This window comes from Giesbergeria giesbergeri (assembly GCF_054779375.1).
The window spans coordinates 239,927-266,363 of the sequence record NZ_BAAGYJ010000002.1 but is presented as its reverse complement, the minus strand read 5'-3'; the positions used below and the strand labels follow the sequence as shown (position 1 = coordinate 266,363).

Genomic DNA, 26,437 nt, shown 5'->3' with positions numbered 1-26,437 from the left:
CCGCTCTCGTAGCGGCTTTTTTGTGCGCCGGGCCTTCTATCGACGGCCCGTTCCAAGAAAGGCTGGTCGCCAATGTGCCTTAACCGCTGTAACCAAGGGCGCGGCATCTGCCCACACCCAGAAGCGTGTTTTCACCCCGACAGGGTGGAAAAGGCACTGACCTTGGGGCTGTGGCTGGGGCCACTGATCACATCGATTGTGGGCTTTGCGGCATGGCTGGTCAGCTAGAAGAAGCTACCTGCCGCACAGCCAAGGTCTGCATGGACTTTGGCTTGGCCCAGCAAGTCGCAAAGAAAGACCGGCGCAACTACCACATCCCCATGTCCGCCTACCACTGCAACAAGTGTGGGTGCTGGCATGTGGGCGTCTATCCAACACGGCGGCCACCGGGGCCGCTGCCCATTCTCGATACCAATCACCAATTTTCAGGAGTAAGACCATGAATACTCCGATGAGCAAAGCTGAACGACAGGCCTTCTTGGATGCCCGCCGCCAAGGTATCGGCGGCAGCGATGTGGCGGCCATCTTAGGATTTTCCCCTTGGAAAACGCCACTGGATGTGTACCTGGACAAGACGGCACCACCCCAACCCAACGAGATGAGTGAGCCCGCCTATTGGGGCACGGTACTGGAAGACGTAGTGGCCCAAGAATACGCCAAGCGCAGCGGCTGCAAAGTGCAGCGCGTGCGCCAGTTGTTGCGCCACCCCCACCACCCCTGGGCACTGGCCAATATCGACCGTGCCATCGTCACCCCTAGCAGCCGGGCACGGTTGGATAGCGGCGGTCACTTGTTGGGGGTGGAAGGCATCCTCGAATGCAAAACAGCCAGCGCATACAAGGCCAGTGACTGGGGCCGTGATGGTGATGATGAAGCTATCCCCGTCCACTATGCCGCCCAAGGCATGTGGTATTTGGCCGTGACTGGGCAACCGTGGTGTGATTTTGCCTGCCTGATTGGTGGCCAGAAATTCGTCATCAAGCGCATCGAGCGCGATGAAGAAACCATCGCCAGCATGGTGGAGCAATGCCGCGTCTTCTGGTTTGACCATGTGCTCAAGGGGGTTCCACCAGCCATCAGCAATGGCGCAGATGCCGCCAAGCTGTTCCCACTGGACAACGGCCAAGCCATTGAGGCCAACACTGAAATGCTGGCCGCCTACAGCGATGCCGTGGTATTGCGGGCGCAGATTGAGGCCGCAGAACAGACCCTAGAGCAATGTCTGGACACCCTCAAGACATCCCTAGGCGAAGCCTCAAGCATCACCCTACACGGGCACAAGCTGGTCAGTTGGAAATGCCCCAAAGACAGCCGAAAAACCGACTGGCAGGCCGTGGCTATCGCCTGCGGAGCCAGCAAAGAACTCATTGCTGCCCACACCCATACCCAACCCGGCAGCCGCCGATTCCTCTTTGCCAAGCAATAACGATTTCACAGGAAAAACCCATCATGACTACCGCACTCAAATCTGCCGTTGCCAAAACTACCTCTGCTGCTGTCAGCTACAAAGAACTGCCACCCAAACAGCAAATTGCCTATCTGCTGACAAGCAAACGGGCAGAAATCGAGAAGATGCTGCCCAAGCATCTCCATGCCGAGCGTCTGCTCAAGGTAGCTCAAATTGCCGCTACCACCACCCCAGCCCTAGCTAAGTGCGATGTCGCCAGTTTGGTGGGGGCCATTGGGCAGTGTGCCCAAATGGGACTGGAACCTAATACCGTGTTGGGCCATGCCTACCTGCTGCCCTTCAATACCAAACGCAAAGATGCCGGTGGTCAAGAGCGATGGGTGAACAGCGTTCAAGTCATCATCGGTTACAAAGGCTTGATCGACTTGGCCCGGCGCAGCGGCCAGATCATCAGCATTGCAGCACATGAGGTTTGTGAAAACGACCACTTTGATTTGGTCTATGGCTTGGATGAGAAGCTGGAGCACAAGCCTTGCTTGGGTGAGCGCGGCCAAGTCATTGGTTTCTATGCAGTCGCCAAGCTCAAGGATGGGGGGCACTGCTTTGAGTTCATGAGCCGCTTGCAAGTGGAGCAAATCCGAGCTGCGGCAGAAGCCAAAAACAAACGCCCGAGCAGCGTCTGGAAAGAGCATTTTGTGGAAATGGGCCGCAAAACGGTTATCCGCCGCTTGGCCAAGTATCTGCCGCTGTCCATAGAGTTTCAAACGGCGGCTGCACTGGATGGAATGGCCGAGGCTGGAAAGGATCAGCACCTCGACACTATTGACGGGGAGTTCAGCATCCTGCCTGACGATGCACCGACCGTGGTTGACCCTGAAACTGGGGAAGTGCAAGAAATGCTGGCATCCAGCGCCCCGCCTGCACCAGAAATGATGGCGCCGATGCCCACACATGGAATGGAAACGGCACAAGCCATGCAAGCGCCCCAAACGCAAGACGAGTTCTTGCGCGAGTTCGGTAGCGACTGATTGGAGCAGAGTTCCGTGTTTATGCCGGAATCTGCGCCACTCGACTGGCCCCAATTCCACGGCCTAGGCCGCTGGCTGCACCAATCACCTAGGCCGCGCCCGTGGCCTGCTGATGCGCTGCGGGCGCTGGCGTATGCAATGGCGTGATACGCAGGAGAGAAAACTATGAGCGATAAAAAACTGAAGTTCTGGAAAAAACCAATCACGGAAGATCGTGTCGCTGTTTTGCGCAGGGGCTCGAATGGTGATGAATGCAAGTTTCAATTCATGCTGTGGGCAGATGGAACTAGCCTAGACATTTCTGGCATTCACGGTGGAGAGCCAGTTTTTAGGCCAGCAATATGCGCATGGGAAGCATGGAAGGGGGTATGGGCACTGATGAGTTCTGGCCCCGATATGCAAAAAACCAGTGCTGCCGAATCGGCAAAGCTGCGCGAACGCATCCGCGAACTGGAACTTATAGAAGAAGGCGCACAAGATGCCTTTGCTGCGGTCGTTGAGAAGAAGCGGCAGCTAGAAGCCGAATGCGCAAGGTTGCGCAAGCTGCTTGATGGCGCTCACGAAACTATCCGAAAACAAGCCTCTGGTCTTCGATATTAGACAACCCCCAAAACCACCAACCAGCCCACCTAGCGTGGGCTTTTTTACGTCCCAAGGAGCCTCGATGGCCCAATCCGATATGTTTTCAGCAGTTTCAGCAGAAGTGGTGCTTGCGCGATTCAATCTCGTACTGCCATCGTATCAAGAGCGCATTCGCTATCGCGATGTATCGCGCCGCCTCGCTGAGTTGTTCAAACAAAATGAATTCGATCAGTTACGCGAGCTGTCCATCACAGCAGCACCCTTCTGGGGCATTGCCGGAGAGGGATGGCTCAAGCTGTACGCACCCGATACTCTCGCAGCAAAGCATTGAGAACCCACCAGCCCGCACCACGCGGGCTTTTTTTCACCCAAATTTCAAGGAGCCACCATGCCCACCACCAATTTCTCCATTGGAGATTCCGTCTCTGTCGCGCTGCGCACCCACGGTGCCAAGGTTCAAAAAATCGGCCAGGTCGAGGCCATCATCCCACCTTATGGTGATTTGCCTGACGCCTACCATGGGGAAGTGCCTGCCCTTCCTCCATCGAGCCAGTCCACCTACATCGTCCGGGTGCCCCACGACACCGGCAAAGGCAAGGGCAAGGCCTTCTGGCTCACTGGCGATGCTCTCACGCTCCAAAAGACCTGCCTCGGTTGCGGCTCCAAGCAAGACGCTGATGGTCTGCTGGCCTGCGGGCATTGATAGGGAGAACTGACATGGCAACAACACAACGCCCAGCTTTCAAGATCAACCACCCGGCCAGCATCAAGCACATCAACGTGCGCAAAGAAGGCGAAGAGGGGAACGAGGTTCTGGCCCTCGACCTAAAGCTGGTCTTCAAGGGTCTTGACCGCAACTTGTGCGCCTACTTTGATGAAGCCCTAGAGGCGTTCCTGTGGCGCGGCGACACCGAAGCACTGATTGTCCGCAACGACTTTCTTTCGCCGGTGCAATACGCCAACTATGTGAGCGGTGCCTGTGTGCACATTGGTGGCCGCGACTTCGATGGCTCGGAGTCACCACCGAAAGCGTCGCCTTCCTGTCTGGCCTGCTACACGATGAAGGCCGGGTTGAAATCACGGGGCCGCTTGACCTTTTCGATGCAGACCCGGTGCCGATTAAGCCGGTACCCACAGTGCAGGCCCTGCCGCTTGAGCAGGGTATCGATGGCATTTATGCCTTGCCTTGGGAGGGTAGCGCAGCATGACCAAAAAACTCGGTTGCAACTACGAGGCACCTACGTTTGGGGCCTACTACCCAGATGGCCGATGCCTTGATGGGTATATGTGGGATTTGGATGCTTGTGATGAGCAACAAATGCTGACCGGCGGCCCAGAAATGGCATGCCCATACTGCAACACCCGTGAGCATATAGAGGACACCCTTGCAGGGTTTTCGGGCAACTCGCGTCAGCGGCGCAAAGCAATCCGTAAAAAGATCAAAGAAATTCGCCAATGGGCATATCACCGCTCATCGTTTCCACCTGACGGCGGCCCGTTGTTTTAGGTGAATCTACTTTTGATCGAAACACATCACACCAGCCCGCCCAGTACGGGCTTTTTTAAATTCCCACCTCCATAAAATGCCCCCGCATCTATCCCCAAAGATTTACAAAGCCTTGGCCGCTGTTTCTGCCTGCATTGGCCTATCCTTCAGCGCAGTCACCGGGCATTTCTTTGTTCTGGGTTTGCAGCGGATGGAGCCTAATGAAACTGCTCGTGATGCACTGGCGATTGCAGGATTGCTGATGATTCTGGCAGAGGTGGCAGCATTTTTTATTGCCGCCCTCCTACCCAGCAGGGTTATGCGGTCTTTACGCTGGCTGCTGCTGGGAATGGGATTGTTATTGATGGCGTTTGAAACCGTCACCGTATTTACAACCCAGCAAGTGCTGATGCAATCAAGTGAGGCCAGTCGGGCCGGTACACAGGCCCGCATTGATTATCTATACACCAGCATTGCCAAAGCCCAGCAAAGCGCGATTGCCATGCGCCAAACTGCCCAAGAGCAGGTGGGTAGTCGCTTTATCAACCAACGCCAAGATGGTGCCCAGCTTCTGCAAGCAGCTCAAGCGCTGGAAGCACAAGCCGATGCCCAAGCGGTAGAGTTGGCACGGTTGCTGGCACAGCAGCAGCACACTTTGGCACAGGCACTGGGACACAGCGGCACCATTGCTTACAACACTGCCCGTGCTGTGCTCATGAGCATCACGGGCTTGGTGCTGATGAGCACAGCGGGTGTGCTCCTGCGTGCCAACTGTGCTTTGCCTGTGCTTGCTACCGTGCCAACTGTGCCAGCACAAGCACAAAACACCGTGCTTCCCTCTGTAGGCACCGTGCCAGACTGGGGCAAGTGGCTGATGATGACAGGCACAGCCATTACCCCGTCCAGCGTGGTTTGGGCCATGCCTGTGCCCACTGTGCCAGCCCAAACCGTGCCGCCAGAAGCACAGCAGCACAGTCCGGTGCTTAAGCCAGTTGCGGTACCGGCCACCGAAATCCCCAGCACGCCCACCGCGACCGACCAGCGATATGCCAAGGTGCGGGCCGCCGTGCTGGGGGGTATGAACCCAAGTGTGCGGGCTATTCAAGAGTTGGTGGGGGGCAGCACGGGGACAGCGCGGGAGTTGCAGGCAGAACTGTTGGCGGAGGGGGTGATTAAGCGGTGGAGGAAAAGTTATCGTACTATTTGAATAGTAGCAGTTGAATGCTATTTCGCAGTAGACATTCTTATGCGATGGTCATATATAAATTCCAAATTTTTAATTTTTAATTTTTATAAAGATGAAACAAGGCCAACCAATGTTGAGCCGGATGCAGTTATCTCATTAACCCCTGCATTCAATGATTCTTCACGTAGATTTCTAGCAGCCCAAGAGCCACAATAAATAAATATTGGTATTTCTGAATTCAACTCCCTCACTCTCTTCGTAAGATCAATCCCAGCATGATCTCCTTCTGGCCGCCCCATATCCGAAATTATCAAATCATATTTATTTTCCAAAAAAAGCTTAATGCCTTGATCTGTACTAATGGCTACATCTACACTTTTCACTTGATCTTTCAAATTCTCCATCAAAGTGCTATTATTTCTCGGAATATCATCAACCCATAGAATGCGTTTCTTTCCTTTTTTCGTATTGACTCCTAAATCATCCATGATAGATGCATCACTCTGTGAAATTTTCTTTTCTAATACAGCAATTTTCTTAGCAAGATCAGCAATAATTACTCTCTGCTGCTCAGATGCCTCTTCCATGGTAAGTTCATTACCTCCAACCTTAATCGTAAATTTCCTTCCTTGCGCCGAATCAATCAGCCCTTTTATTGGCTCATAAAGCTTATACACCAATACAGCAATGATTAATGGCCACGCAAGCCCAGAAATCGAAGATATCAGCTTTGAAAACGAATCCACTTCAAGACCCTTCCGAACAAAATTACTCAAACAATAATCCCACCAAAATTACCAACATAGATCCCAACATCCACATCACCATTGAGTAGATACTTTTTACTCTTTTGGTCTATCGTGATAAATATCGAGATAGTTGGCCCTTGGTTTATTTTCCCACCAGCAATCAATGCTTTGAGATATGCACTTGGAATGATAACGAATTCATTATTTGTCTTACGTCGCAAAACAAATACATAAAACATCGTCGAATCATGGTTCGACTGGAATGATGCATTCTTGATGGTAAAAATAAACCGCCCATCACGCTCCGATGCCGTCTTGACCTGAACGTGGAAATATTTCCCGCCCTTGCTGGCAACAATATCAATGCCGGAATCAACTAGCATTGACGATGCGTTGTACTCCCAAAACAGAAGCTCACTCATCACTGCGAGTTCGCCAGCCTTCCCAAGAAAAGACCTATCAGCTTCAGGCGGCACGATGACGGGCGTTGTTGACACCGACCTGTCAATCTTGACCCGGTACCAGCCCCGCTTGAACTGCCCTTTCTTTGCACCCTCTACCTTCGCAAAGGAAGGCTTTTGCGTTTTCAGCTTCAAGTTACTGGCAAGGGCAGATTGGATGCGCCTAGAAAAATCTTCGGCAGACAGGCCCATGTTCTTGTTGACAGACACGGCCGCTGCCGCGATCTCGTCAACGTGCATCCCCTTCATGCCTGCGTTTTTCAGGATGTCCCGGACGACCTCAAGAATTGGTGTCAATTTGACCATCGCTTCCCCCGCTACTTTTTTGTGGAAACCAACTTTCTACCATGACGCCACCATCTAGACAGGCCAGCAGTTGCCAAGGTATGATGCTTGTGCCTCGAAAGAGGTGGAGCGTAAGAACTCCAGTAACAAGCGGATGAACCGCACCCGATAGTCAGCGGTTTTTTTGCGCCCGGACATTCCGCGCCTGCACTTTGCAGGCGGTTGATTTGCGGCCGGGAGGGCGACGGATACAAGACCCGCAAGGGGAAGAAGTCCGCCAGGCTTGTTACTGGTTCTTAACCTCCCGGCCACCTCGTTGGCGGCGCGTAAGAACGCTCCAGCGAGGCTTCAAAGTCTCAACAAGGAGCCGCGCCATGTCGCAAACCATTCAAACCTTCGCCATTGGCGAAATCGTCGTTCGTCAACTCAACGGCCTGTTCTCACTCAACGACCTACACAAAGCAGCAGGCGGAGAAGACAAGCATCGACCGAGCTACTTCATCAACAACGAGCAAACAAAGGCGCTGATTGATGAAATTCAAATAGCCGGAATTCCGGCTATTACTGCCAAGCCAAAGATTGGCACCTACGCCTGCCGCGAACTGGTTATTGCATATGCCACATGGATCAGCGCAGCCTTTCACCTCAAGGTCATCCGGGTGTTTCTGGATGCCACTGCACCGCATCCCCACGATCCGGCCATCGATTACACCCGCATCAGCCCCGCCCAAGCCCAAGGCATTAAAGAGCTGGTGCATCAGGTAGTGGATGCCGGTGTGCAAGGTTTCGGCGAAACGTGGAACCGGCTGCACCATAAATTCCGGGTCAACAGTTACCACGAACTGCCCGCCACCAAGTACGACGAAGTGTGCGCTTACCTGCGGGGCAAGCTGCCCCCGGCACCGGCCCCCAAGCCAGCGGCCATGCCACGGCCATCGTTGATGGAACGTTCGCCCCGGCGCTCCACCCTAGTCAACTTCGATGCCCGGTACAAATACATCGAGTTGCGGGCCGAAGATGGCGAGCCGGGCAATGCCTTTGTATCCAACCTGCTGGACGAAATCCAGTTCGGCCTGATGTTCAACGGCTGTGCCGCCCACGTCAGGTTGACAGTGGATCGGGCGCGAGAAATCGGCAATGCCTTGCTGGAGGTTGCAGCAGTGCAAGCCGTGGTTGAGCAGCGTATTGCAGCGTAGCCCTTAAAGACCAAAACCAAAGCCCGCACAGGGCGGGCTTTGTGAGTGGCAAGCGAAAGGACAGACTGTCAGTGCTGACTCAAAAGCCGACTTTTCTGATGGTCTGCATCCTTCCCAAAATTCTTCTTTGCCCACAACACGAGCGGGCTTTGATCTGCACGCTCTTTTGCAGCAGCCTCCTCTGCAGCAAATGCTTGGTAGCTTGTTATGCGCGGCACTTCCTGCTCCATCAATTCCTGAAGAGGCGATCCTGGGCGCTGCTGCCCAGAGGAAAGAAACTGTTCCAGTTTATTCATGTCCGCACTCCTGTTCATTCGAATGAATGCTCAAGGCGAGCTGCGTATCTCATGTTCAGATTCGCATCAAAATAATGTTTGCGCCGTATCCACACAAGCCCTTCGGACTTGGTAATCGCAGCGACATCGATAGGCCCCCCAACCGACTCGGATGACGAGGTTACACGCTCTTTGAGCGATTCCAAACTTAGAAGAGACTCCGCAAGGTGCGCCATCTCCTGAACGCTCAAAGATTGCAATACTCCAAGAAGAGGATGAAAGTTCTGCTGCCAATTTTTACTCTTCCATGCTCCCATGAAGTCTGTTTGGCACCTCTGAGTAATCGACTGAACGAGTTCTTTCGGAATATCCACGCCATTTTTTTTCAGCTCCTCAAAAATGGCAAGAAAAGCAGTATTTCCCTGCTCTTGGATTATCTTCTCCAATGAAGCACTGAAACCTTCTGTGAACATATTGATCATAGATGCCTGAGCTAGCGGCTGGATCATTGCGGTGCTAGTGTGCGTAACCTCAAATGAAGTTACTTTCTTGTAGGCAAGCTCCTCACCTATGTGACCGTAGACAGCGAAATGTTCATACGCAGGGAAGATTTGATCTTCACCAAAACCAGCGATCACAAGTCCAGTGCTTCCGAGTACTAGTTCTGGATAACAGTAGCGAATTTCGTGCCCGAGAGCCGCAAGTTCATGTGCATTTACAGCATCTAGCCCAGCCTGAAAAAGTTGCTCTGTGACACGTGAGACCCAAGGAGTAAGCGCGTAGCGATCTAATATTTCGTCAAGAGGTTTTTGTGTCAGTGCCTGGCAAACCCCTCTGTCCTTGATAAGTGCTTTCAGGCGCTCCACCTCTTTCGCCCAACAATTCCGTCTCTCCTGTAACGGAACGTCTGTGTCGAAAATTCGGCGACTCATCTCATTCAAGGCTACTTTCACTGCTTCGTCAAACTGGCTTTCGATCCAGGAGGTTCGAAGCTCCGCCGGAAACAACTTATTGTTTCCACTCAAGAACTTAAGGAGTGCAGTGCTGTACTCATCGAGACGGCTAAAGGATGTGTTCCCAAGCTGCGTTCTGAAGAGTTTTAGAGCAATCTCCCAAGGGAGCAAGTCTATTGTTGCAGAGCCGAAAATTGTTGCGGCAACATTGCCGCCCCGCGAGAGCTCGAAAATCTTGTTCGCTGACTTAGAGTACCTTGGATGATCGCCGCCAGACGTAGTGACAGCACTATCAGCCCCTAGCACGACCGCACGCTTATTAAGAATCAGAACTTCACTAGTCACCGATGCACCCTCTGTTTTGTTATCAAAGAGGATAACGCACACTCTACTACACCCCCCATGCAGTAGCACCGCCCAGTGCGGGCTTTTTTTCACCCTCCCCCACCACGCCCCGCCAGTCGGGGCTTTTTCTTTTGGAGCACCACTATGACCACCACCGAGCCTATCCGTTACATTCGGCGCAAGACGCTGCTAGAGCGTGTGCCTTACACCGACCGGCACATCCTGAACCTCGAAAAGAAGGGGCAATTCCCCAAGCGCCGGGTGCTTAGCGCACGCTGCGTGGCTTGGGTAGAGGCGGAGGTAGAAGCATGGCTGAAATCCCGCCAAATTGGCTCTTTGACCCCGCCATGCACCCATCAGTCCTGACCTGCCACCCAGCGGTCAATCATGTCGGCCCAGTCCTGCAACATAGCCGTCCGCTGCTCCCGGTATTCGGCCTTGTTATAGACCGCCCGCACCCCTTTTTGCTCATGGGCCAGACACTTTTCTATCCAGTCGGTGTTGTAGCCCGACTCGTGCAAAAGGGTGCTGGCAGTGCGGCGCAGATCGTGGGGGCCAAACTTGCCCAGCTTTTGCCCTTCTTTCTGGGCCAGTCGGTAGACCAAGGTCATTACCTGGTTCAGCGTGGCGCTGCTCATCGGGCTGTCGATATCGTAGCGCGAAGGCAGCACAAACCGAGAGCCACCGGCCATGGTCTTCAATGCGACCATGATGTCCAGTGCTTGGCGCGACAGAAACACCAGATGGGGTTTCCTGCGCTTCATGCGCTCTGCTGGAATCGTCCACACCGCATCGGTGAAATTGACCTCGCTCCATTCAGCGTTGGTCAGCTCACTTTTGCGCACCATCGTCAGCAGCAACAGCCGAGCAGCTGCCCTGATGCTGGGCGACGTGCCAATACGCTCCAGATAGCGATAGAACAGCTTGATTTCTGCTGGCTCCAGTACCCGATCTCGGGGTTCAAATCGGGCAATGCTGGTAGGTGCCACCAAATCAGCCGGGTTGCTCACCGGCTGGCCTTTGGCGATGGCAAATTTGTACACCAACATCACAATCTCACGCGCATGGACTGCCGTGGCCGGTGCCCCCCGTGCCACGATGGCGTTGGCCAGCATCCGCACATCCTCGTGGGTGATCTCGGCCAACTTCACATTCTCAAACTTCGGCTTCACATCTCGCTCGTAGACAGAGCGCCGCATGTCCCTGGTGCTGTCTGCCATCTGGTGCAGATCCAGCCACTTCTGTGCCCAAGCGCCAAACGTCTCACCAGCGTTGGTACGGGCTCTTACCCTTGATTTCTCTCTGGCCGGAGACTTCCCGGCCGCAATCATCTTCTTGGCCTCATTGAGTTTGTCGCGGGCCTCTCCCAGCGTCAAACCACCGGCACCGTAGCACCCCAAGGTAAGGGTCTCCTGACGCCCATTGATGCGGTAGTTGAACCGGAACGACACCGTTCCTGTAGGCGTGACGGCAACATACAGGCCATCACGATCAGGCATTTTGTAGAGTTTTCCTGTCGGCTTGAGGGTGCGCAGTTTGGTATCGGTCAGCATCGAATCCTCCTGAATTCGGCTGCAATACCAGCATCTAGAAATAGACCATCAAAGACGTGGTATTGCTTTAAATATCAACAAGTTAAACCGATACAGTACCATCACTCAAAGTTTGTGATGGTGTTGGTATCGTGCCACCTCGATGGTATCTGATAGCTTTAGTACCATGAAAAATGCCATGAAAAAAACAGTTCTTGGCAGTTCCAGTTATTTCCAGTTGTTTCCATATTCAGGAGCAAAAAAGCCCGCAGTGATGCGGGCTAGAAGGCCATTTAGTTCCTGTCAGTTCCGGTAGTTTCCGGTTGCCGGATTATTCCCACTCAATAGTAGCTGGTGGTTTGCTAGACACATCGTAGGTGACACGATTGATACCACGCACCTCGTTGATAATCCGGCCAGAAACCTTTTTCAGCAATGCATAGGGCAATTCAGCCCAGTCGGCAGTCATGAAATCAGAGGTTTGTACGGCCCGCAGCGCCACCACATAGTCGTAGGTACGGCCATCGCCCATCACGCCGACGCTTTTCACGGGCAAGAACACCGTAAAGGCTTGGCTGGTCAGGTCATACCAACTCTTGCCCGTGGCTTCATCCACAAAGTTGCCCAGCTCTTCAATAAAGATGGCATCGGCACGGCGCAACAGGTCAGCGTACTCCTTTTTCACCTCACCCAAAATACGCACCCCCAAACCGGGGCCAGGGAAGGGATGGCGGTACACCATATTGCGCGGCAGGCCCAGCGCCACGCCCAATTCGCGCACTTCGTCCTTGAACAGCTCGCGCAGCGGTTCTAGCAGTTTCAGGCCCAATTGCTCAGGCAGACCGCCAACATTGTGGTGGCTCTTGATGGTGACCGCCTTTTTGCTCTTGGCTCCGCCCGATTCAATCACATCAGGGTAAATAGTGCCTTGGGCCAAGAAGGTTGCCCCCTTGTGACCGCCATCACCGGCCTTGAGCTTAGCGGCTTCAGCCTTAAAGACATCGACAAACAGGCCGCCAATGATCTTGCGCTTTTGCTCTGGTTCTGACACCCCAGCCAGCTTGCCCAAGAACAACTCGGAGGCATCCACCCGAATCACCTTGGCGTGCAGCTTGCCTGCAAACATCTCCATCACCATGTCGCCCTCGTTCAGGCGCAACAGACCATGATCGACAAAAACGCAGGTGAGCTGGTCGCCAATCGCGCGGTGAATCAGTGCAGCCGCCACCGACGAATCCACACCACCTGACAGCCCCAGAATCACTTCTTCATCACCCACTTGCTCGCGGATCTTTTGCACCGCTTCCTCAATGTAGTCCCCCATAATCCAATCGGGGCGGGCTTGGCAGATATCCAGCACAAAGCGATTGAGCAACGCTTGGCCTTGCACCGTGTGCGTCACCTCAGGGTGGAACTGCACCGCGTAGTATTTGCGGGCTTCATCGGCCATCCCAGCAATCGGGCAGCTGGGCGTGCTAGCCATCACCTGAAAGCCGGGGGGCAATTCAGTGACCTTATCACCGTGGCTCATCCAGACCTTGAGCATGCCGTGGCCTTCGGGGGTGGTGAAGTCGGCAATATCTTGCAGCAAAGCCGTGTGGCCGTGGGCGCGCACTTCAGCGTAACCAAACTCGCGGGTGTGGCCGCTTTCGACCTTACCACCCAGTTGCTGTGCCATGGTTTGCATGCCATAGCAAATGCCCAACACCGGCACACCCAATTCAAACACCGCTTGTGGTGCTCGGTCGGTGCTGTCTTCATAAACGCTGGCATGGCTGCCCGACAAAATCACCCCCTTGAGCGTGCCATCTTGGGCATAGGCGCGCACCCAATCGTCAGACACATCGCAGGGATGGACTTCGCAGAAAACATGGGCTTCGCGCACACGGCGGGCAATCAGTTGCGTGACCTGAGAACCAAAGTCGAGAATGAGAATTTTGGAATGTTGCATGGCGGTAAAAAGAAAAAGGCCCGAACACCGCTGGCTGGGTTCGGGCCTGTGGCGGTACAAGAATCAATCGGCGCGGTAGTTGGGCGCTTCTTTGGTGATTTGCACGTCGTGGACGTGGCTCTCACGGATACCGGCCGTGGTGATTTCGACGAACTCGGCCTTCTCGTTCATTTCTGCAATCGAGGCGCAGCCGCAATAGCCCATGGCGGCACGCACGCCACCGGCCATCTGATAGACGATCGATACCATCGAGCCTTTGTAAGGTACGCGGCCTTCGATGCCCTCGGGCACCAGCTTATCGGCATTGGGGTTGCCGGTGCTGGACTCCTGAAAGTAGCGATCGGCACTGCCCTGCTGCATGGCACCAATACTACCCATGCCACGGTAGCTCTTGTAGCTGCGGCCTTGGAACAAAATCACCTCGCCGGGGGCTTCTTCAGTGCCAGCAAACATGCCACCCATCATGATGGTGCTGGCGCCAGCGGCCAAAGCTTTGGCAATGTCGCCCGAATAACGAATACCGCCATCCGCAATCAATGGCACGCCCGTGCCCTTGAGCGCCGTGGCCACATTGTCAATCGCCATGATTTGCGGCACACCCACACCCGCCACAATGCGCGTGGTGCAAATAGAACCGGGGCCAATACCGACCTTGACGGCATCAGCACCAGCCTCCACCAGCGCCAGCGCCGCCGCGCCGGTAGCGATGTTGCCGCCCACCACGTCAATTTGTGGGTAGTTTTGTTTGACCCAACGCACGCGCTCGATCACGCCTTGGCTGTGCCCGTGGGCAGTGTCGACCACAATGGCATCTACCCCAGCCCGCACCAGCGCCTCTACACGCTCTTCGGTGCCAGCGCCCACCCCCACAGCAGCCCCCACACGCAAGCGGCCCGAGGCATCGCGCGCGGCATTGGGAAAGCTGGTTTGCTTGGTGATGTCTTTGACAGTGATCAGGCCTTTGAGCTCAAAGGCATCATTGACCACCAAGATGCGCTCAAGCTTGTACTTGTTCAGCAGCGCCTTGGCGGTTTCTGGAGAAGTACCATCTTTTTCATTGACGGTGATCAGGCGCTCGCGTGGTGTCATGATCTGATGCACCTTGACGTCGTAGCGGGTCTCAAAGCGCAAGTCGCGCCCCGTCACGATACCCACCACCTTGCCGCCATCGCACACCGGAAAACCAGAAATGCCCAATTGCTCAGACAATTGCAACACCTGCAACACCGTGTGTTCTGGCGTGATCACGACTGGATCGCGCAAAACACCCGATTCGTAGCGTTTGACGCGTGCCACTTGGGCCGCCTGCTCTTGGGCCGTCAGGTTTTTGTGCACGATGCCAATACCGCCTTCTTGGGCGATGGCAATGGCCAAGCGTGCCTCTGTCACGGTATCCATGGCAGCGGACACCAAAGGCAGGTTCAGCTCGATGTTGCGGGAGAAACGGGTCGCGAGGGACGTGTCCTTGGGTAGGACTTGGGAATAGGCTGGCACCAGCAACACATCGTCGAAGGTGAGTGCTTTTCCAAGAAGGCGCATGTGAAAGCTCCAAAAAACCAATTGTAGCCGCCAGCGCCGCTACACTTCGAACCATGAAAAAGCACTACCCCCTTTTGCTTGCACTGCTTTGCACCCTGTCATCGGGCGCCTGGGCCCAATGGCAATGGGTGGAAAAGGATGGCCGCAAGGTTTTCAGTGACCGCGCACCCCCCATAGACATTCCAGAACAAAACATTTTGCGCAGGCCAGGAGGACATCAGCGCACGGTAGCCCCTGTGGTAGAGACCACACCACCGGCTGATGAGGCGGCAGCAACGGCAGCACCCAAGGCCAGCAAAGTAGATCCTGCATTACAGGCCCGTAAAGCACAGGCTGATGCAGCAGAAGCGGCCAAGAAAAAGGCCGAGGATGACCGTGCAGCCCAAAGCCAAGCCGAAAACTGCGCGCGTGCTCAAGCCGCCAAGACCACTTTTGAGTCAGGTCAACTGCTGCGCCATACCAATGCCAAGGGAGAGAGCGTGTTCATGGATGAAGCCACGCGCGCTACTGAGCAGCAACGCATCCAAAAAGTCATTGACACCAACTGCAAGCGTTAAAGCGGGGCCTTGGGGCGGGCAAACAGACCTGCTGCGCGTGCGCCCTGACGGGCAAAGCGTTCACGCCGGGCCACCTTAGGATCTACCGTCAAGGGGCGGTACAGTTCTACCCGGTCGCCATCACGCAGCGGTTGCGCAGGTGCCATCACCTTGCCCCAAATGCCACAAGTGGGCCATTGCTGCAATGGCAGCTCTGGGGCCAGTAAGGCACTGGCCCGCACAGCATCCGCCAAGGTAGCGCCTAGAGGCAATTGCAATGTGCGCTCCAAGACTTGGCCGGGCTGCAAAGAGGCCACAACGCTCACGCTCAAAACAGAGGGCAGCATCTCAACCATAGACCTGCTGTGCGCGTTTCACGAAAGCATCGACCATCGTAGCGGCAATGCGGTCAAACACTGGCCCCACCAAACCAGCCAGCACCTTGTTAGAAAAACCGTAATGCAGCTTCAGCTCCACCCTAGAGGCCCGCTGCGAGCCATCGCCCACGGCATGGAAATGCCAGTCCCCATCCAGCCGTGAAAATGGCCCCTTGACCAATTTCATTTGCACGCGCCGCCCTTGCTCATGGGTGTTGCGGGTGACAAACGATTGGCGCAAGCCACTCAGGGCAATGCCCACTTCGGCCAGCATACTGCTACCGTCTTGTTCAATCACGCGCGCCCGATCACACCACGGCAAAAACTGTGGATATTGGTCTACCCCGGTGACAAGGGCAAACATCTCTTCGGGGCTATACCAGATCAATACGGACTTGCTGACGGTTTTCATGGAATGCTGTGGGGGAAACTAGAATCGCAGTTGCGCGACGGCAGCAATTGTAGGGAGGCCTTTGATCTCCCGGTTGGCGCCGCAACTATTTCCGATGGCCAAGAAACCCCAAACCTCCTCCCGCATTGCCGATAACAAAAAAGCGGCCTACAACTATTTTTTCGAAGAACGCTACGAAGCGGGCGTAGTGCTGCAAGGCTGGGAAGTGAAGGCACTGCGCGAAGGCAAGGTGCAACTCACCGATGGCTATGTGGTGATTCGCGATGGCGAGCTGTTCTTGTTTGGCTGCCAAATCAACCCACTCAAGACGGCATCTACCCACGTCAACCCTGATGCCGTACGCACCAAAAAACTGCTAATGCACAAGGATGAGATCCGCCGCCTGATTGGCAAGGTGGAGCAAAAAGGCTACACCCTGATTGCCCTCAATCTGCATTGGAAAGAGGGCCGCGTCAAATGCGAGGTGGCACTGGCCAAAGGCAAGGCAGAGCACGACAAACGCGACACCATCAAAGAGCGCGAAGGCAAACGCGAAGTCGAGCGGGCCATGAAGGTACACCACCGCTAAAGCGGGGCGTACCGGCGGTTGAACTCAACCCACCAAGGCGGCCAACGGGTGGGCGTGGGCCGGCCAAGGGCTGGCAAAGAAAGATTGCACCAGCTCAGGCGATACGTCTTCAATGCGCTCCGGGCTCCAGCGCGGCGACTGGTCTTTGTCCACAGCCAGCGCACGAATACCCTCCAGGGTTTCGCTTTGACCAGGACGCAAATAGAAGCAATGGCGCACCAAATCACGCTCCATACGCAGGTCTTGGGCCAAGTCCATGCTGCGGGCCCGGCGTACCTGCTCCAACACCACATGCAGCATCAACGGTGAACGCTTGCGCAACAAGGCCGCTGTGGCCTTAGCCCAGTCGCTATCGGCAGCTTCCAGTGCCGACACGATGGCACTGACGCTACCAAGTGCAAAATACTGGTTGATGTCGGCATGGAAGGTTTCCAGCTTGGGCACGGCTGTTTTCAATTGCTCTGCCACAAAAGCACGCACAGCGGCGCCGTTGGCAAAAGTCTGCTGGCCCAATGCCTCCCAGACGCTGGCTTGTTGGTCAGCGGCCAAGAAGCCATCGGCCAAGTTGAAGGCAATGGCATCACCAGCACCAATGGTTTCACCCACCAGCCCCAGCCACTCGCCCGCACGACCGGGGCAACGGCTCAAAAAGTAGCCGCCCCCAACGTCCGGAAACAAGCCAATTGCCGTCTCGGGCATAGCCATTTTGGTACGCTCCGTCACAATGCGCAGCGCAGCACCTTGGCTGATGCCCATACCACCACCCATCACAATGCCATCCATAAAGGCAATATAGGGCTTGGGATAGCGGTGGATCAGGTGGTTTAGGGCATATTCTTCGGTAAAGAAATCTTCGATTTGGGGATCACCCACGCTGCCCGCTTGGTGCAAAAAGCGGATATCGCCCCCAGCACAAAAGGCACCAAATGGGCCTTCTTTGTTGCTGCCCCGGATGGCTACAGCCAATACGGTAGGGTCATCCTTCCAGGCCAACAAAATGGTCATCAAATCACGCACCATGCCCAACGAAAGCGCATTAAGCGCCCGTGGACGGTTGAGCGTGATCAACCCCACCTGTCCACGCACTTCACTCAAGACCTCAGAGACCGTCTCCGTCATTTTTCTTTCCTTCTGGTTCATTTACGACACAAAGCGTCCATTGTGCGATACGGCAGGGTACCGATTGCGCCATTAGGGTTGGAATAGATGACTCCATGCAGCCATGGCAGCTGATTCCTAAAAAAAAGCCACCGCAAAGGCAGTGGCTTTTGTGCTCACACCGGCACCCAGTGCCGGGCAAAGATCAAGAACGACCAGCACGCTTGCGATCGCTCTCTTTGAGGTGGCGCTTGCGCAGACGCACACTCTTGGGCGTGATTTCGACCAGTTCGTCGTCCTCGATAAACTCCACGCCGTATTCCAGCGTCAGATCAATCGGGGGCGTGATTTTGATAGCATCTTCCTTGCCACTGACACGGAAGTTGGTCAACTGCTTGGTACGGGTGGCATTGACCACCAAATCGTTATCACGGCTGTGGATACCCACAATCATGCCTTCGTACACTGGATCACCGGCCTTGACGAACATACGACCCCGGTCATCGAGCTTGCCCAGAGCGTAGGTGAAGATTTCGCCTTCGTCCATCGAGATCAGCACACCATTTTTACGACCAGCAATATCACCCTTGTGTGGTTCATAGCTGTCAAAGATGTTGGAGATCAGGCCCGAACCACGGGTCAGGTTCAGGAATTCGTTGGTAAAACCGATCAGACCACGGGCCGGAATGCGGTATTCCAAACGGACACGGCCCCGACCATCGGGTTCCATATTGACCAGTTCACCCTTGCGCTCGCCCAAGGCTTGCATCACACCACCTTGGTGACCTTCTTCGATGTCGGCAGTGACCAGCTCAATAGGTTCGTGCTTTTCGCCGTTCACGTCTTTGAAGACCACACGGGGTTTGGATACCGCCAGTTCGTAACCTTCGCGACGCATGTTTTCCAGCAAGATGGTCAGGTGCAATTCACCCCGGCCAGCCACTTCAAAGATACCGTCTTCGTCAGTTTCCTTGACGCGCAGGGCCACGTTGTGTTGCAGCTCTTTTTGCAGACGATCCCAAATTTGGCGGCTGGTAACGTACTTGCCTTCGCGGCCAGCCAAGGGGCTGGTATTGACGCAGAAGTTCATGATCAGGGTAGGCTCATCCACCTTGAGCATGGGCAGCGGTGCGGGGTTGAGCGGATCGGTCACCGTCACGCCAATACCGATGTCAGCAATACCGTTGATCAGCACAATGTTGCCGGGGCCGGCTTCGGTCACTTGCACACGGTCTAGACCTTGGAAAGTCAGTACCTGATTGACACGCCCCTTGAACTGGTTGCCATCTGGGCCTTCCATCACCAGCACGTCCATGCCGGGCTTGATGGTGCCTTGGCTGACACGGCCTACGCCGATACGGCCGACAAAAGTGGAGAAGTCCAGCGCCGAAACCTGCAACTGCAACGGAGCGGCTGGATCTCCCTTTTGTGCGGGCACATGCTTCAGCACGGTGTTGAACAGGGCCGACATATCAGGGCCCCACTGCTCACCAGGAGCACCTTCTTCCAGCGAAGACCAGCCATTGATACCCGAGGCGTACACCACCGGAAAATCCAATTGCTCATCGGTGGCACCCAGCTTGTCAAACAAGTCAAAAGCGGCATTGACCACCTTGTCGCAGTTGGCACCGGGTTTGTCTACCTTGTTCACGACCACGATAGGCTTGAGGCCCAAGGCCAGCGCCTTTTTGGTCACGAAACGGGTCTGGGGCATCGGGCCTTCTTGGGCATCGATCAGCAACACCACGCCATCGACCATCGACAGCGCGCGTTCGACTTCACCACCGAAGTCCGCGTGGCCGGGGGTATCGACGATGTTGATGTGGGTACCTTCCCAGCTCACGGCACAGTTCTTGGCCAAGATGGTGATGCCGCGCTCACGTTCGATGGCGTTGTTGTCCATCACGGTATCGACCACTTTTTCGTGGTCGGCAAAGGTGCCTGACTGGCGCAGCAACTGGTCAACCATGGTAGTTTTACCGTGGTCAACGTGGGCGATGATGGCGATATTGCGAATTTGTGTGCTCATAGTGTTTCCAAAATGCTGGCAGCAGGGGCGGCCAGCGTACGACTTTCTAGAATTTGTTGAATTTCAATCGGACTGAGCAGGCGATCGGGCACCAGCTCTCCCGCCACGGTGTGCCCCACGCCCAACAGTGTGTGGGGAGAGTGACCAAACACAGCCACTGCGGGATGGTTAGGCCAAGCACCCCGTCTGCGCACCCCCGACAGAAAGCGCCCAGCATCTTCGCTGCCCAATGTGACATGCAGATGGTCGGCCAGCAAAGCCTCGGGGGGTAACAGACAGGCCAACCGCTGCGCCTCGTTCATGGCCTCAAAGTCGGCCAGCGTGACACAGCGTTCTACCCCTAGGCCACCGGTATCGGTGCGGCGCAAAAAGGTCAGGTGGGCACCACAACCAAGTGCTGCGCCAATGTCCTCGCCCAGGGTACGGATGTAGGTGCCTTTGCTGCATGTCACAACCATCCGAATCACAGGATGGCCCTGTGCATCAGATGACAACACCAAGCGCAAAGCGTGAATCTCCACCTCGCGGGCTGCACGTTCCACTTCTACACCCGCCCGTGCATACTCATACAGGGCTTTGCCATCCTTTTTGAGCGCACTGTACATCGGTGGCACCTGACGGATAGCCCCAGTGAACTGCTGCTGCACTGCTGCCAAACGCTCAGGGGTTAGCATCTCGGGCGTGATGGCACACCGTGCCAGCACATCACCCTCGGCATCACCAGTGGTGGTGGTCACACCAAGATAGGCAATGGCTTCATAAGTCTTGACGGCCTCTAGCTGCAATTGGCTGAACTTGGTGGCAGCACCAAAGCACAGCGGCAGCACGCCAGTGGCCAACGGGTCCAGGGTGCCAGTGTGGCCCGCTTTTTCGGCGCGCAGCAACCACTTGGCCTTTTGCAAGGCATCGTTGCTGGAGAAGCCCAGCGGCTTATCAAGCAGCAACACCCCATGCACAGGGCGCCGCTGCACCCTCGTGCGTGGCGCGTTCATGCTCAATCCTCTTTAGCGCGAGAAGAAACTGCCTTGGCAATCAAGGCGTTCATGTCTGCCGCCCGCTCGGTAGTGCGGTCGTAGACAAAATGCAGCGTGGGCACGGTATGAATGTGCAAACGCTTGAACAGACCATTGCGCAGGAAACCTGCGGCCTGGTTCAAGGCATCTTGGGTTTGCTGGGGGTCACCCACCAGCAAACTGAAGAACACCTTGGCATGGGCGTAGTCGGGAGTGACCTCTACGCCTTGCAACGTCACCATGCCCACACGCGGGTCTTTCAACTCGCGTGCAATGAGTTCGGTCAAATCGCGTTGGATCTGATCGGCCACTTTGAAGGCACGGTTGGGCGTAGCAGACTTTTTGGCAGCCATGATTACAGTGTCCGCGCGATTTCCTTGATCTCGAAGAACTCCAGTTGATCACCTTCTTTGATGTCATTGCAGTTCTTGAGCTTGATACCGCACTCGAAGCCTTCTTTGACTTCCTTGACATCGTCTTTGAGGCGACGCACAGACTCGACATCGCCAGTGTAAATAACGATGTTCTCGCGCAGCAGGCGGAAGCGGCAGTTGCGTGTCACTTGGCCCGACGTGATGTAGGAACCAGCCACTGTACCAATCTTGGAAGCCACAAACACGGTGCGGATTTCTGCCGTACCCAGTGCCTCTTCGCGCTGCTCGGGAGCCAACATGCCCGACATGGCGGCTTTCACTTCATCAACAGCATCGTAAATGATGTTGTAGTAGTGGATATCGACATCGTTGGCTTCGGCAGTCTTGCGAGCGCCAGAGTCGGCACGCACATTAAAGCCGATGACAATGGCCTTGGAGGCAATCGCCAAGTTGATGTCAGACTCGCTGATGCCACCCACACCCGCATAGACCAACTGCACGCGAATCTCATCAGTAGACAGCTTGAGCAGCGAAGCGCCCAGAGCTTCTTGCGAACCTTGCACGTCCGCCTTGATGATGATGGGCAGGGTTTTGACCTCGCCCGCTGTCATGTCGGCAAACATGTTCTCCAGCTTGGCCGCTTGTTGCTTGGCCAGCTTGGTGTTGCGGAACTTGCCTGCACGGTAGGTAGCCACTTCGCGGGCGCGGCGCTCGTCCGACAGCACGACAAAATCGTCGCCAGCCTGTGGCACTTCGGTCAAGCCTTGGATTTCGACCGGAATGGATGGGCCAGCCGTTTTAGCCACCTTGCCCGCTTCGTCCAACATGGCGCGCACGCGGCCAAAGGTTTGGCCTGCCAGCACAATGTCGCCCACCTTGAGCGTACCCGACTGCACCAGCACGGTAGCCACAGGGCCGCGGCCTTTGTCGAGTTTGGCTTCAATCACCAAGCCCTTGGCTTGGCTCTCAACCGGGGCTTTGAGTTCGAGCACTTCGGCCTGCAACAGCACCTGCTCCAGCAACTCATCAATGCCCATACCCGTCTTGGACGAGACCGGCACGAAGGGCGAATCGCCACCGTACTCTTCGGGCACCACTTGTTCGACCACCAACTCTTGCTTGACACGCTCGGGATTGGCATCGGGCTTGTCGGATTTGGTGATCGCCACCACGATAGGCACACCAGCCGCCTTGGCGTGCTTGATGGCTTCTTTGGTTTGGGGCATCACGCCGTCATCAGCGGCCACCACCAAAATGACGATATCGGTGGCTTGGGCACCACGGGCACGCATGGCCGTGAAGGCCTCGTGGCCGGGGGTATCGAGGAACGACACCATACCGCGTGGGGTTTCGACGTGGTAAGCGCCAATGTGCTGTGTAATGCCACCGGCTTCGCCCGTAGCCACTTTGGTGCGACGGATGTAATCGAGCAGCGAGGTTTTACCGTGGTCAACGTGACCCATGACGGTAACGACCGGGGCACGTGGCAGCAGGGGCACATCTTGCTGTGCTGCTTCATCCGTGAAGGCTTCGGGGTCGTCCAAGGCGGCCACCACGGCTTTATGGCCCATTTCTTCCACCACAATCATGGCGGTGTCTTGGTCGAGCGGCTGATTGATGGTGACCATCTGGCCCATCTTCATCAGCGCCTTGATCACTTCAGATGCCTTGATCGACATCTTGTGCGCCAATTCGGCCACAGTAATGGTTTCGGGCACATGCACTTCCAGCACGCGCGCTTCCACCTGTGCTGCCTGGTTGTGCTGCTCATGACCACCACGGTCATTGCGGTCGTTGCCACGGCGGCCCTTGGGAGCCGCCGAGCGCCAAGCACTGCCGCCACGACCGGCACCTGCACCGGTATCGCCACGGGTTTTGATTTCTTTTTTCTTGGCTGTGTCACCTGCCCAGCTGGACGACAGCTTGGCCGACTTCACCTCTTTGCCTGCACCAGCTGGTGCAGGAGCAGGGGCTGGCGCACGTCCGGCAGCCGTGCCAGGGGAGGCTGCGGGCTTGTGCAGCGTGCCTTTTTTGGCATCTGCAGCGGGTTTGGGCGCCGGCTTTGGCTCTTCGGGCTTCTTGGCCACGAGCACCTTGGCGGGTGACGAGAGCATAGAGCGAATGGCAGCGGCCTCGGCCAATGCTTTGCGGCGGCGCTCGTCCAAATCGGCAGCACGGGAGGCCTCTTCAGCGGCGCGGGCCTTGGACTCTTCTTCGGCTTTGGCGCGTGCGGCGGCTTGGGCTGCAGCCCGTGCAGCAGCTTCAGCAGCGGCTTCACGCGAGGCTTCTTGCTTCATGGCAGAGGCTTGGGCCTTTTTGCGGGCTTCTTGGGCTGCATAGGCTGCGGCACGCTCAGCGGCCTCACGCTCACGGCGCTCACGCTCTTCGCGCTCCTTGCGTTTCTCGGCCAACTCCTGCTCTTGACGACTGAGCAGCTCGGCTTGCTGGCGCGCTTCTTCCTCACGGCGCACCAGATCAGAATTCTGGGCTGGCGTGATATCCGGAGTAGAGGCCACCGTTTCGGCTTCGGCCTGCGGTGCCTCTGTAGAGGCGGCATCGGCCGTTTCTTCGCGTTTGATGAAGGTGCGCTTTTTGCGCACTTCCACCTGAATCGTGCGGGCTTTGCCTGAAGCGTCAGCCTGCTTGATCTCGCTGGTGGAGCGAGTGACCAGCGTGATCTTCTTGCGGTCAGCGGCATTGACACCGTGACTGGCTTGCAGATGCGCTAAAAGCTTTTGCTTATCAGCCTCGGTCAGGGCATCCGATGCCCGGTTCTTGGTAACACCGGCCTGCTTGAGTTGCTCCAGCAGGGTTTCGGGGGATTTCTTGAGTTCGTTGGCGAACTCGGCAACGGTGGTGCTGGACATATGTGGTTTGTACCTCCCTGACCTTTATTCTTGCCCTGCGAACCAGTGTTCGCGTGCCTTCATGATCAAGGCTTTGGCTTCTTCTTCGGACTGGCCGGTCAGGTCGGTCAGCTCGTCGATGGCCAGATCGGCCAGATCGTCGCGTGTATGGATGCCACCAGCAGCCAGCTTGGCAATCAACTCGGGCGTCAGCCCTTGCAGATCGCGCAGCTCTTGCGATACATCGTCCACGCTCTCTTCCCGTGCGATCTCCAGAGTCAGCAGGGCATCCTTGGCCCGCACTCGCAGCTCGTTGACGGTATCTTCATCAAAGCCTTCGATGTCGAGCATCTCTTGCAGCGGCACATAGGCCACTTCTTCGAGACTCTCAAAACCCTCGGCAATCAGGATATCGGCCATTTCTTGGTCGACATCGAGTTTTTCCATGAACAGGCGGCGCGCCGCATCGGTCTCGCTGGCCTGCTTTTGCGCCGACTCGGCGGCATCCATGATATTGATTTTCCAACCTGTCAGGTCGGAGGCCAGACGCACGTTCTGACCACCGCGACCGATGGCAATAGCAAGGTTTTCCTCGTCTACCACCACATCCATCGCGTGTTTTTCTTCATCGACCACAATCGATTGCACATTGGCTGGTGCCAGTGCGCCAATGACGAATTGGGCGGGGTCTTCAGACCACAGCACGATATCCACACGCTCACCAGCCAACTCGTTGGTGACCGCATTGACACGGGTGCCGCGCACACCGACACAGGTGCCGATAGGATCGACGCGGCGATCATGCGAGACCACAGCAATTTTGGCACGGCTGCCTGGGTCACGGGCACAGCTCTTGATCTCGAGCAGCCCCTGCTCGATTTCAGGCACTTCGTTGCGAAACAGCTCCACCATGAAGGCAGGTGCCGAACGCGACAAGATGATGGGCGCACCACGCAAGGTCAGATCCACGTCCATGATCATGGCACGAACCCGGTCGCCACTGCGCAGGTTCTCTTTGGGAATCATTTCGTTGCGGCGCAGACGGCCCTCAACGCGACCTGCTTCCACAATCAGATCACCCTTGTCCATGCGCTTGACGGTGCCTGTGAAGATCTTTTCGCCACGCGACATGAAGTCGTTGAGCAGCATTTCGCGCTCGGCATCGCGAATCTTTTGCAAGATCACCTGCTTGGCTGCCATGGCACCAATGCGCCCAATAGGCAAAGACTCGATGGGCTCTTCGATGTAGTTGCCCACCTCGACGCCGGACACGCGCTCTTGCGCATCCATGAGCAGCTCTTCGGCCTCGGGGTTTTGCAGCCCGGCATCGTCGGGCACCACCAGCCAGCGGCGGAAGGTTTCGTAGTGGCCGCTGTCGCGGTCAATGGACACACGAATGTCCACTTCGCCTTCATAGAGCTTTTTGGTGGCTTGGGCCAGTGCCAATTCGACAGCACCCAGCACCACATCACGCTCGACATTTTTCTCGCGTGAAATGGCTTCAACCAACATTAACAATTCGCGATTCATGCGACGACTCTCCTGTTTCCTTCACCTGCATTGGGCAGCTCGGTCATCCCGACCCGGGCCACCCAGACGTTTGTTGCGCTCATCCGGGCTGACCGGGCGCTGGAGCATGGCCTCGCCCCTTGAAGTCGACAATGGGTGCCAGACGGGCGTCACGCAACTCATCGAGCGCAAAGCCTAGCGCCTGCAATGGGGCAGGCACCCGTTTTTTGCTAACTTTCTGGCCCGGCTTGGGCGGCGGCTCGTCACTCCAGACAATTTGCCAGCCACCCGTCTCAGCACGTTCTAGGGTACCGCGAAATTTTTTCCGATTGGCGTTGACCTGCCCATCGGCTGCCGCACCTATCGGGGCTTTGAGGGTGATATCGATGACTTCACCCTCAAAACGCTCAAAATCTTGCTGATGGCGCAACGGACGGTCAATACCAGGCGAGGAGACTTCCAGACGCTTGTAGTCCACGCCATCGACTTCCAGGGCAAATTGCAATTGGCGCGTGACCTTTTCGCAATCTTCGACCGTGACAAACTGCTCTGGTGTGGTGGAGGCACCTTCAACTGGCGGTTGCCAAGGCCAATCAATGGTGATGCGTAGCAGACCCCCCGCAGAGCGTTCAATCTCTACCAGGTCATAGCCCAGACCCACCACGGTTTGTTCAACGATTTGCTGCAATGCCACGTGTT

27 protein-coding genes are annotated in these 26,437 nt (G+C 55.9%); 11 read left to right on the top strand and 16 right to left on the bottom strand.

Features of this window, described 5'->3' with window-relative positions:
- Window positions 1-439: 439 nt before the first annotated feature.
- The 7 genes from ACYVB2_RS05330 to ACYVB2_RS05300 all read left to right on the top strand — a co-directional run bounded on the left by ACYVB2_RS05330 (window position 440) and on the right by ACYVB2_RS05300 (window position 5,711).
- Entirely contained in the window at window positions 440-1,426 is a 987-nt protein-coding gene (locus tag ACYVB2_RS05330; protein WP_382430768.1) for a YqaJ viral recombinase family nuclease, read from the top strand.
- A gap of 23 nt (window positions 1,427-1,449) precedes the next feature.
- Complete coding sequence (locus ACYVB2_RS05325) at window positions 1,450-2,436, top strand: recombinase RecT (RefSeq protein ID WP_382430770.1); 987 nt, start codon at window positions 1,450-1,452, stop codon at window positions 2,434-2,436.
- 165 nt (window positions 2,437-2,601) lie between these two features.
- Window positions 2,602-3,036, top strand: coding sequence for a hypothetical protein (locus ACYVB2_RS05320; protein WP_382430772.1), 435 nt, complete (start codon window positions 2,602-2,604; stop codon window positions 3,034-3,036).
- 64 nt (window positions 3,037-3,100) lie between these two features.
- Entirely contained in the window at window positions 3,101-3,349 is a 249-nt protein-coding gene (locus ACYVB2_RS05315; protein ID WP_382430774.1) for a hypothetical protein, read from the top strand.
- A gap of 57 nt (window positions 3,350-3,406) precedes the next feature.
- Entirely contained in the window at window positions 3,407-3,721 is a 315-nt protein-coding gene (locus ACYVB2_RS05310; RefSeq protein ID WP_382430776.1) for a hypothetical protein, read from the top strand.
- Window positions 3,722-3,735: 14 nt separating this feature from the next.
- Window positions 3,736-4,296: a hypothetical protein gene (locus ACYVB2_RS05305; protein WP_382430778.1), complete on the top strand. Its 561-nt coding sequence runs from the start codon at window positions 3,736-3,738 to the stop codon at window positions 4,294-4,296.
- 572 nt (window positions 4,297-4,868) lie between these two features.
- Window positions 4,869-5,711, top strand: a complete 843-nt coding sequence (locus ACYVB2_RS05300; protein ID WP_460535593.1) for a hypothetical protein — start codon at window positions 4,869-4,871, stop codon at window positions 5,709-5,711.
- A gap of 83 nt (window positions 5,712-5,794) precedes the next feature.
- Here the strand turns inward: ACYVB2_RS05300 and ACYVB2_RS05295 are convergent, their stop codons facing one another.
- Together ACYVB2_RS05295 and ACYVB2_RS05290 are read right to left on the bottom strand one after the other, a co-directional pair.
- Complete coding sequence (locus tag ACYVB2_RS05295) at window positions 5,795-6,466, bottom strand: response regulator transcription factor (protein ID WP_382430782.1); 672 nt, start codon at window positions 6,464-6,466, stop codon at window positions 5,795-5,797.
- A complete protein-coding gene (locus tag ACYVB2_RS05290; RefSeq protein WP_382430784.1) occupies window positions 6,463-7,206 on the bottom strand; it encodes a hypothetical protein in 744 nt (247 codons plus the stop codon). The genes ACYVB2_RS05295 and ACYVB2_RS05290 overlap by 4 nt, the downstream gene beginning before the upstream one ends.
- Window positions 7,207-7,559: 353 nt before the next feature.
- Here ACYVB2_RS05290 and ACYVB2_RS05285 point away from each other — a divergent pair, with 353 nt between their 5' ends.
- Window positions 7,560-8,381, top strand: a complete 822-nt coding sequence (locus tag ACYVB2_RS05285) for a KilA-N domain-containing protein (protein ID WP_382430786.1) — start codon at window positions 7,560-7,562, stop codon at window positions 8,379-8,381.
- Between the two features lie 68 nt (window positions 8,382-8,449).
- Here the strand turns inward: ACYVB2_RS05285 and ACYVB2_RS05280 are convergent, their stop codons facing one another.
- A complete protein-coding gene (locus tag ACYVB2_RS05280) occupies window positions 8,450-8,677 on the bottom strand; it encodes a hypothetical protein (protein ID WP_382430788.1) in 228 nt (75 codons plus the stop codon).
- 14 nt (window positions 8,678-8,691) lie between these two features.
- Entirely contained in the window at window positions 8,692-9,954 is a 1,263-nt protein-coding gene (locus ACYVB2_RS05275; protein ID WP_382430790.1) for a hypothetical protein, read from the bottom strand.
- Window positions 9,955-10,098: 144 nt separating this feature from the next.
- On the opposite strand from ACYVB2_RS05275, the gene ACYVB2_RS05270 reads away from it, so the two are divergent.
- Entirely contained in the window at window positions 10,099-10,320 is a 222-nt protein-coding gene (locus tag ACYVB2_RS05270; protein WP_382430791.1) for a helix-turn-helix transcriptional regulator, read from the top strand.
- On the opposite strand, the gene ACYVB2_RS05265 is transcribed toward ACYVB2_RS05270, so the two are convergent.
- The 3 genes from ACYVB2_RS05265 to guaB form a co-directional block, all read right to left on the bottom strand.
- The gene (locus tag ACYVB2_RS05265) at window positions 10,311-11,507 is read right to left on the bottom strand and encodes a tyrosine-type recombinase/integrase (protein WP_382430793.1); all 1,197 of its coding nucleotides are present in this window, start codon (window positions 11,505-11,507) and stop codon (window positions 10,311-10,313) included. The genes ACYVB2_RS05270 and ACYVB2_RS05265 overlap by 10 nt on opposite strands.
- Before the next feature lie 310 nt (window positions 11,508-11,817).
- Complete coding sequence (gene guaA / locus ACYVB2_RS05260; RefSeq protein ID WP_382430795.1) at window positions 11,818-13,437, bottom strand: glutamine-hydrolyzing GMP synthase; 1,620 nt, start codon at window positions 13,435-13,437, stop codon at window positions 11,818-11,820.
- A gap of 63 nt (window positions 13,438-13,500) precedes the next feature.
- A complete protein-coding gene (gene guaB / locus ACYVB2_RS05255; protein ID WP_382430797.1) occupies window positions 13,501-14,976 on the bottom strand; it encodes an IMP dehydrogenase in 1,476 nt (491 codons plus the stop codon).
- A 53-nt stretch (window positions 14,977-15,029) separates the two neighbouring features.
- On the opposite strand from guaB, the gene ACYVB2_RS05250 reads away from it, so the two are divergent.
- Window positions 15,030-15,533, top strand: coding sequence for a DUF4124 domain-containing protein (locus ACYVB2_RS05250; protein ID WP_382430799.1), 504 nt, complete (start codon window positions 15,030-15,032; stop codon window positions 15,531-15,533).
- Here the strand turns inward: ACYVB2_RS05250 and ACYVB2_RS05245 are convergent.
- Both ACYVB2_RS05245 and ACYVB2_RS05240 read right to left on the bottom strand, forming a co-directional pair.
- Entirely contained in the window at window positions 15,530-15,868 is a 339-nt protein-coding gene (locus tag ACYVB2_RS05245) for an RnfH family protein (RefSeq protein ID WP_382430801.1), read from the bottom strand. The genes ACYVB2_RS05250 and ACYVB2_RS05245 overlap by 4 nt on opposite strands.
- Complete coding sequence (locus ACYVB2_RS05240) at window positions 15,861-16,301, bottom strand: type II toxin-antitoxin system RatA family toxin (RefSeq protein WP_382430803.1); 441 nt, start codon at window positions 16,299-16,301, stop codon at window positions 15,861-15,863. Before ACYVB2_RS05240 ends, ACYVB2_RS05245 begins: the two co-directional genes overlap by 8 nt.
- A gap of 94 nt (window positions 16,302-16,395) precedes the next feature.
- On the opposite strand from ACYVB2_RS05240, the gene smpB reads away from it, so the two are divergent.
- Window positions 16,396-16,869: an SsrA-binding protein SmpB gene (gene smpB, locus ACYVB2_RS05235; protein ID WP_382430805.1), complete on the top strand. Its 474-nt coding sequence runs from the start codon at window positions 16,396-16,398 to the stop codon at window positions 16,867-16,869.
- Window positions 16,870-16,893: 24 nt separating this feature from the next.
- Here smpB and ACYVB2_RS05230 read toward each other — a convergent pair whose 3' ends face one another.
- The 7 genes from ACYVB2_RS05230 to rimP form a co-directional block, all read right to left on the bottom strand.
- Entirely contained in the window at window positions 16,894-17,988 is a 1,095-nt protein-coding gene (locus tag ACYVB2_RS05230) for an enoyl-CoA hydratase/isomerase family protein (protein ID WP_382430807.1), read from the bottom strand.
- Window positions 17,989-18,172: 184 nt separating this feature from the next.
- Window positions 18,173-19,996, bottom strand: coding sequence for a translational GTPase TypA (gene typA / locus ACYVB2_RS05225; protein WP_382430809.1), 1,824 nt, complete (start codon window positions 19,994-19,996; stop codon window positions 18,173-18,175).
- Entirely contained in the window at window positions 19,993-20,988 is a 996-nt protein-coding gene (gene truB / locus ACYVB2_RS05220) for a tRNA pseudouridine(55) synthase TruB (RefSeq protein WP_382430811.1), read from the bottom strand. Before truB ends, typA begins: the two co-directional genes overlap by 4 nt.
- A gap of 2 nt (window positions 20,989-20,990) precedes the next feature.
- On the bottom strand, window positions 20,991-21,362 hold the full coding sequence (gene rbfA / locus ACYVB2_RS05215) for a 30S ribosome-binding factor RbfA (protein WP_382430813.1): 372 nt from the start codon (window positions 21,360-21,362) through the stop codon (window positions 20,991-20,993).
- Window positions 21,363-21,364: 2 nt separating this feature from the next.
- Window positions 21,365-24,250 carry a translation initiation factor IF-2 gene (gene infB / locus ACYVB2_RS05210; protein WP_460535578.1) on the bottom strand — a complete coding sequence of 962 codons (2,886 nt, stop codon included), beginning with the start codon at window positions 24,248-24,250 and terminating at the stop codon, window positions 21,365-21,367.
- 24 nt (window positions 24,251-24,274) lie between these two features.
- Window positions 24,275-25,759, bottom strand: a complete 1,485-nt coding sequence (gene nusA / locus ACYVB2_RS05205; protein ID WP_382430817.1) for a transcription termination factor NusA — start codon at window positions 25,757-25,759, stop codon at window positions 24,275-24,277.
- A gap of 79 nt (window positions 25,760-25,838) precedes the next feature.
- Entirely contained in the window at window positions 25,839-26,432 is a 594-nt protein-coding gene (gene rimP / locus ACYVB2_RS05200) for a ribosome maturation factor RimP (protein WP_382430819.1), read from the bottom strand.
- Between the last annotated feature and the right edge of the window lie 5 nt (window positions 26,433-26,437).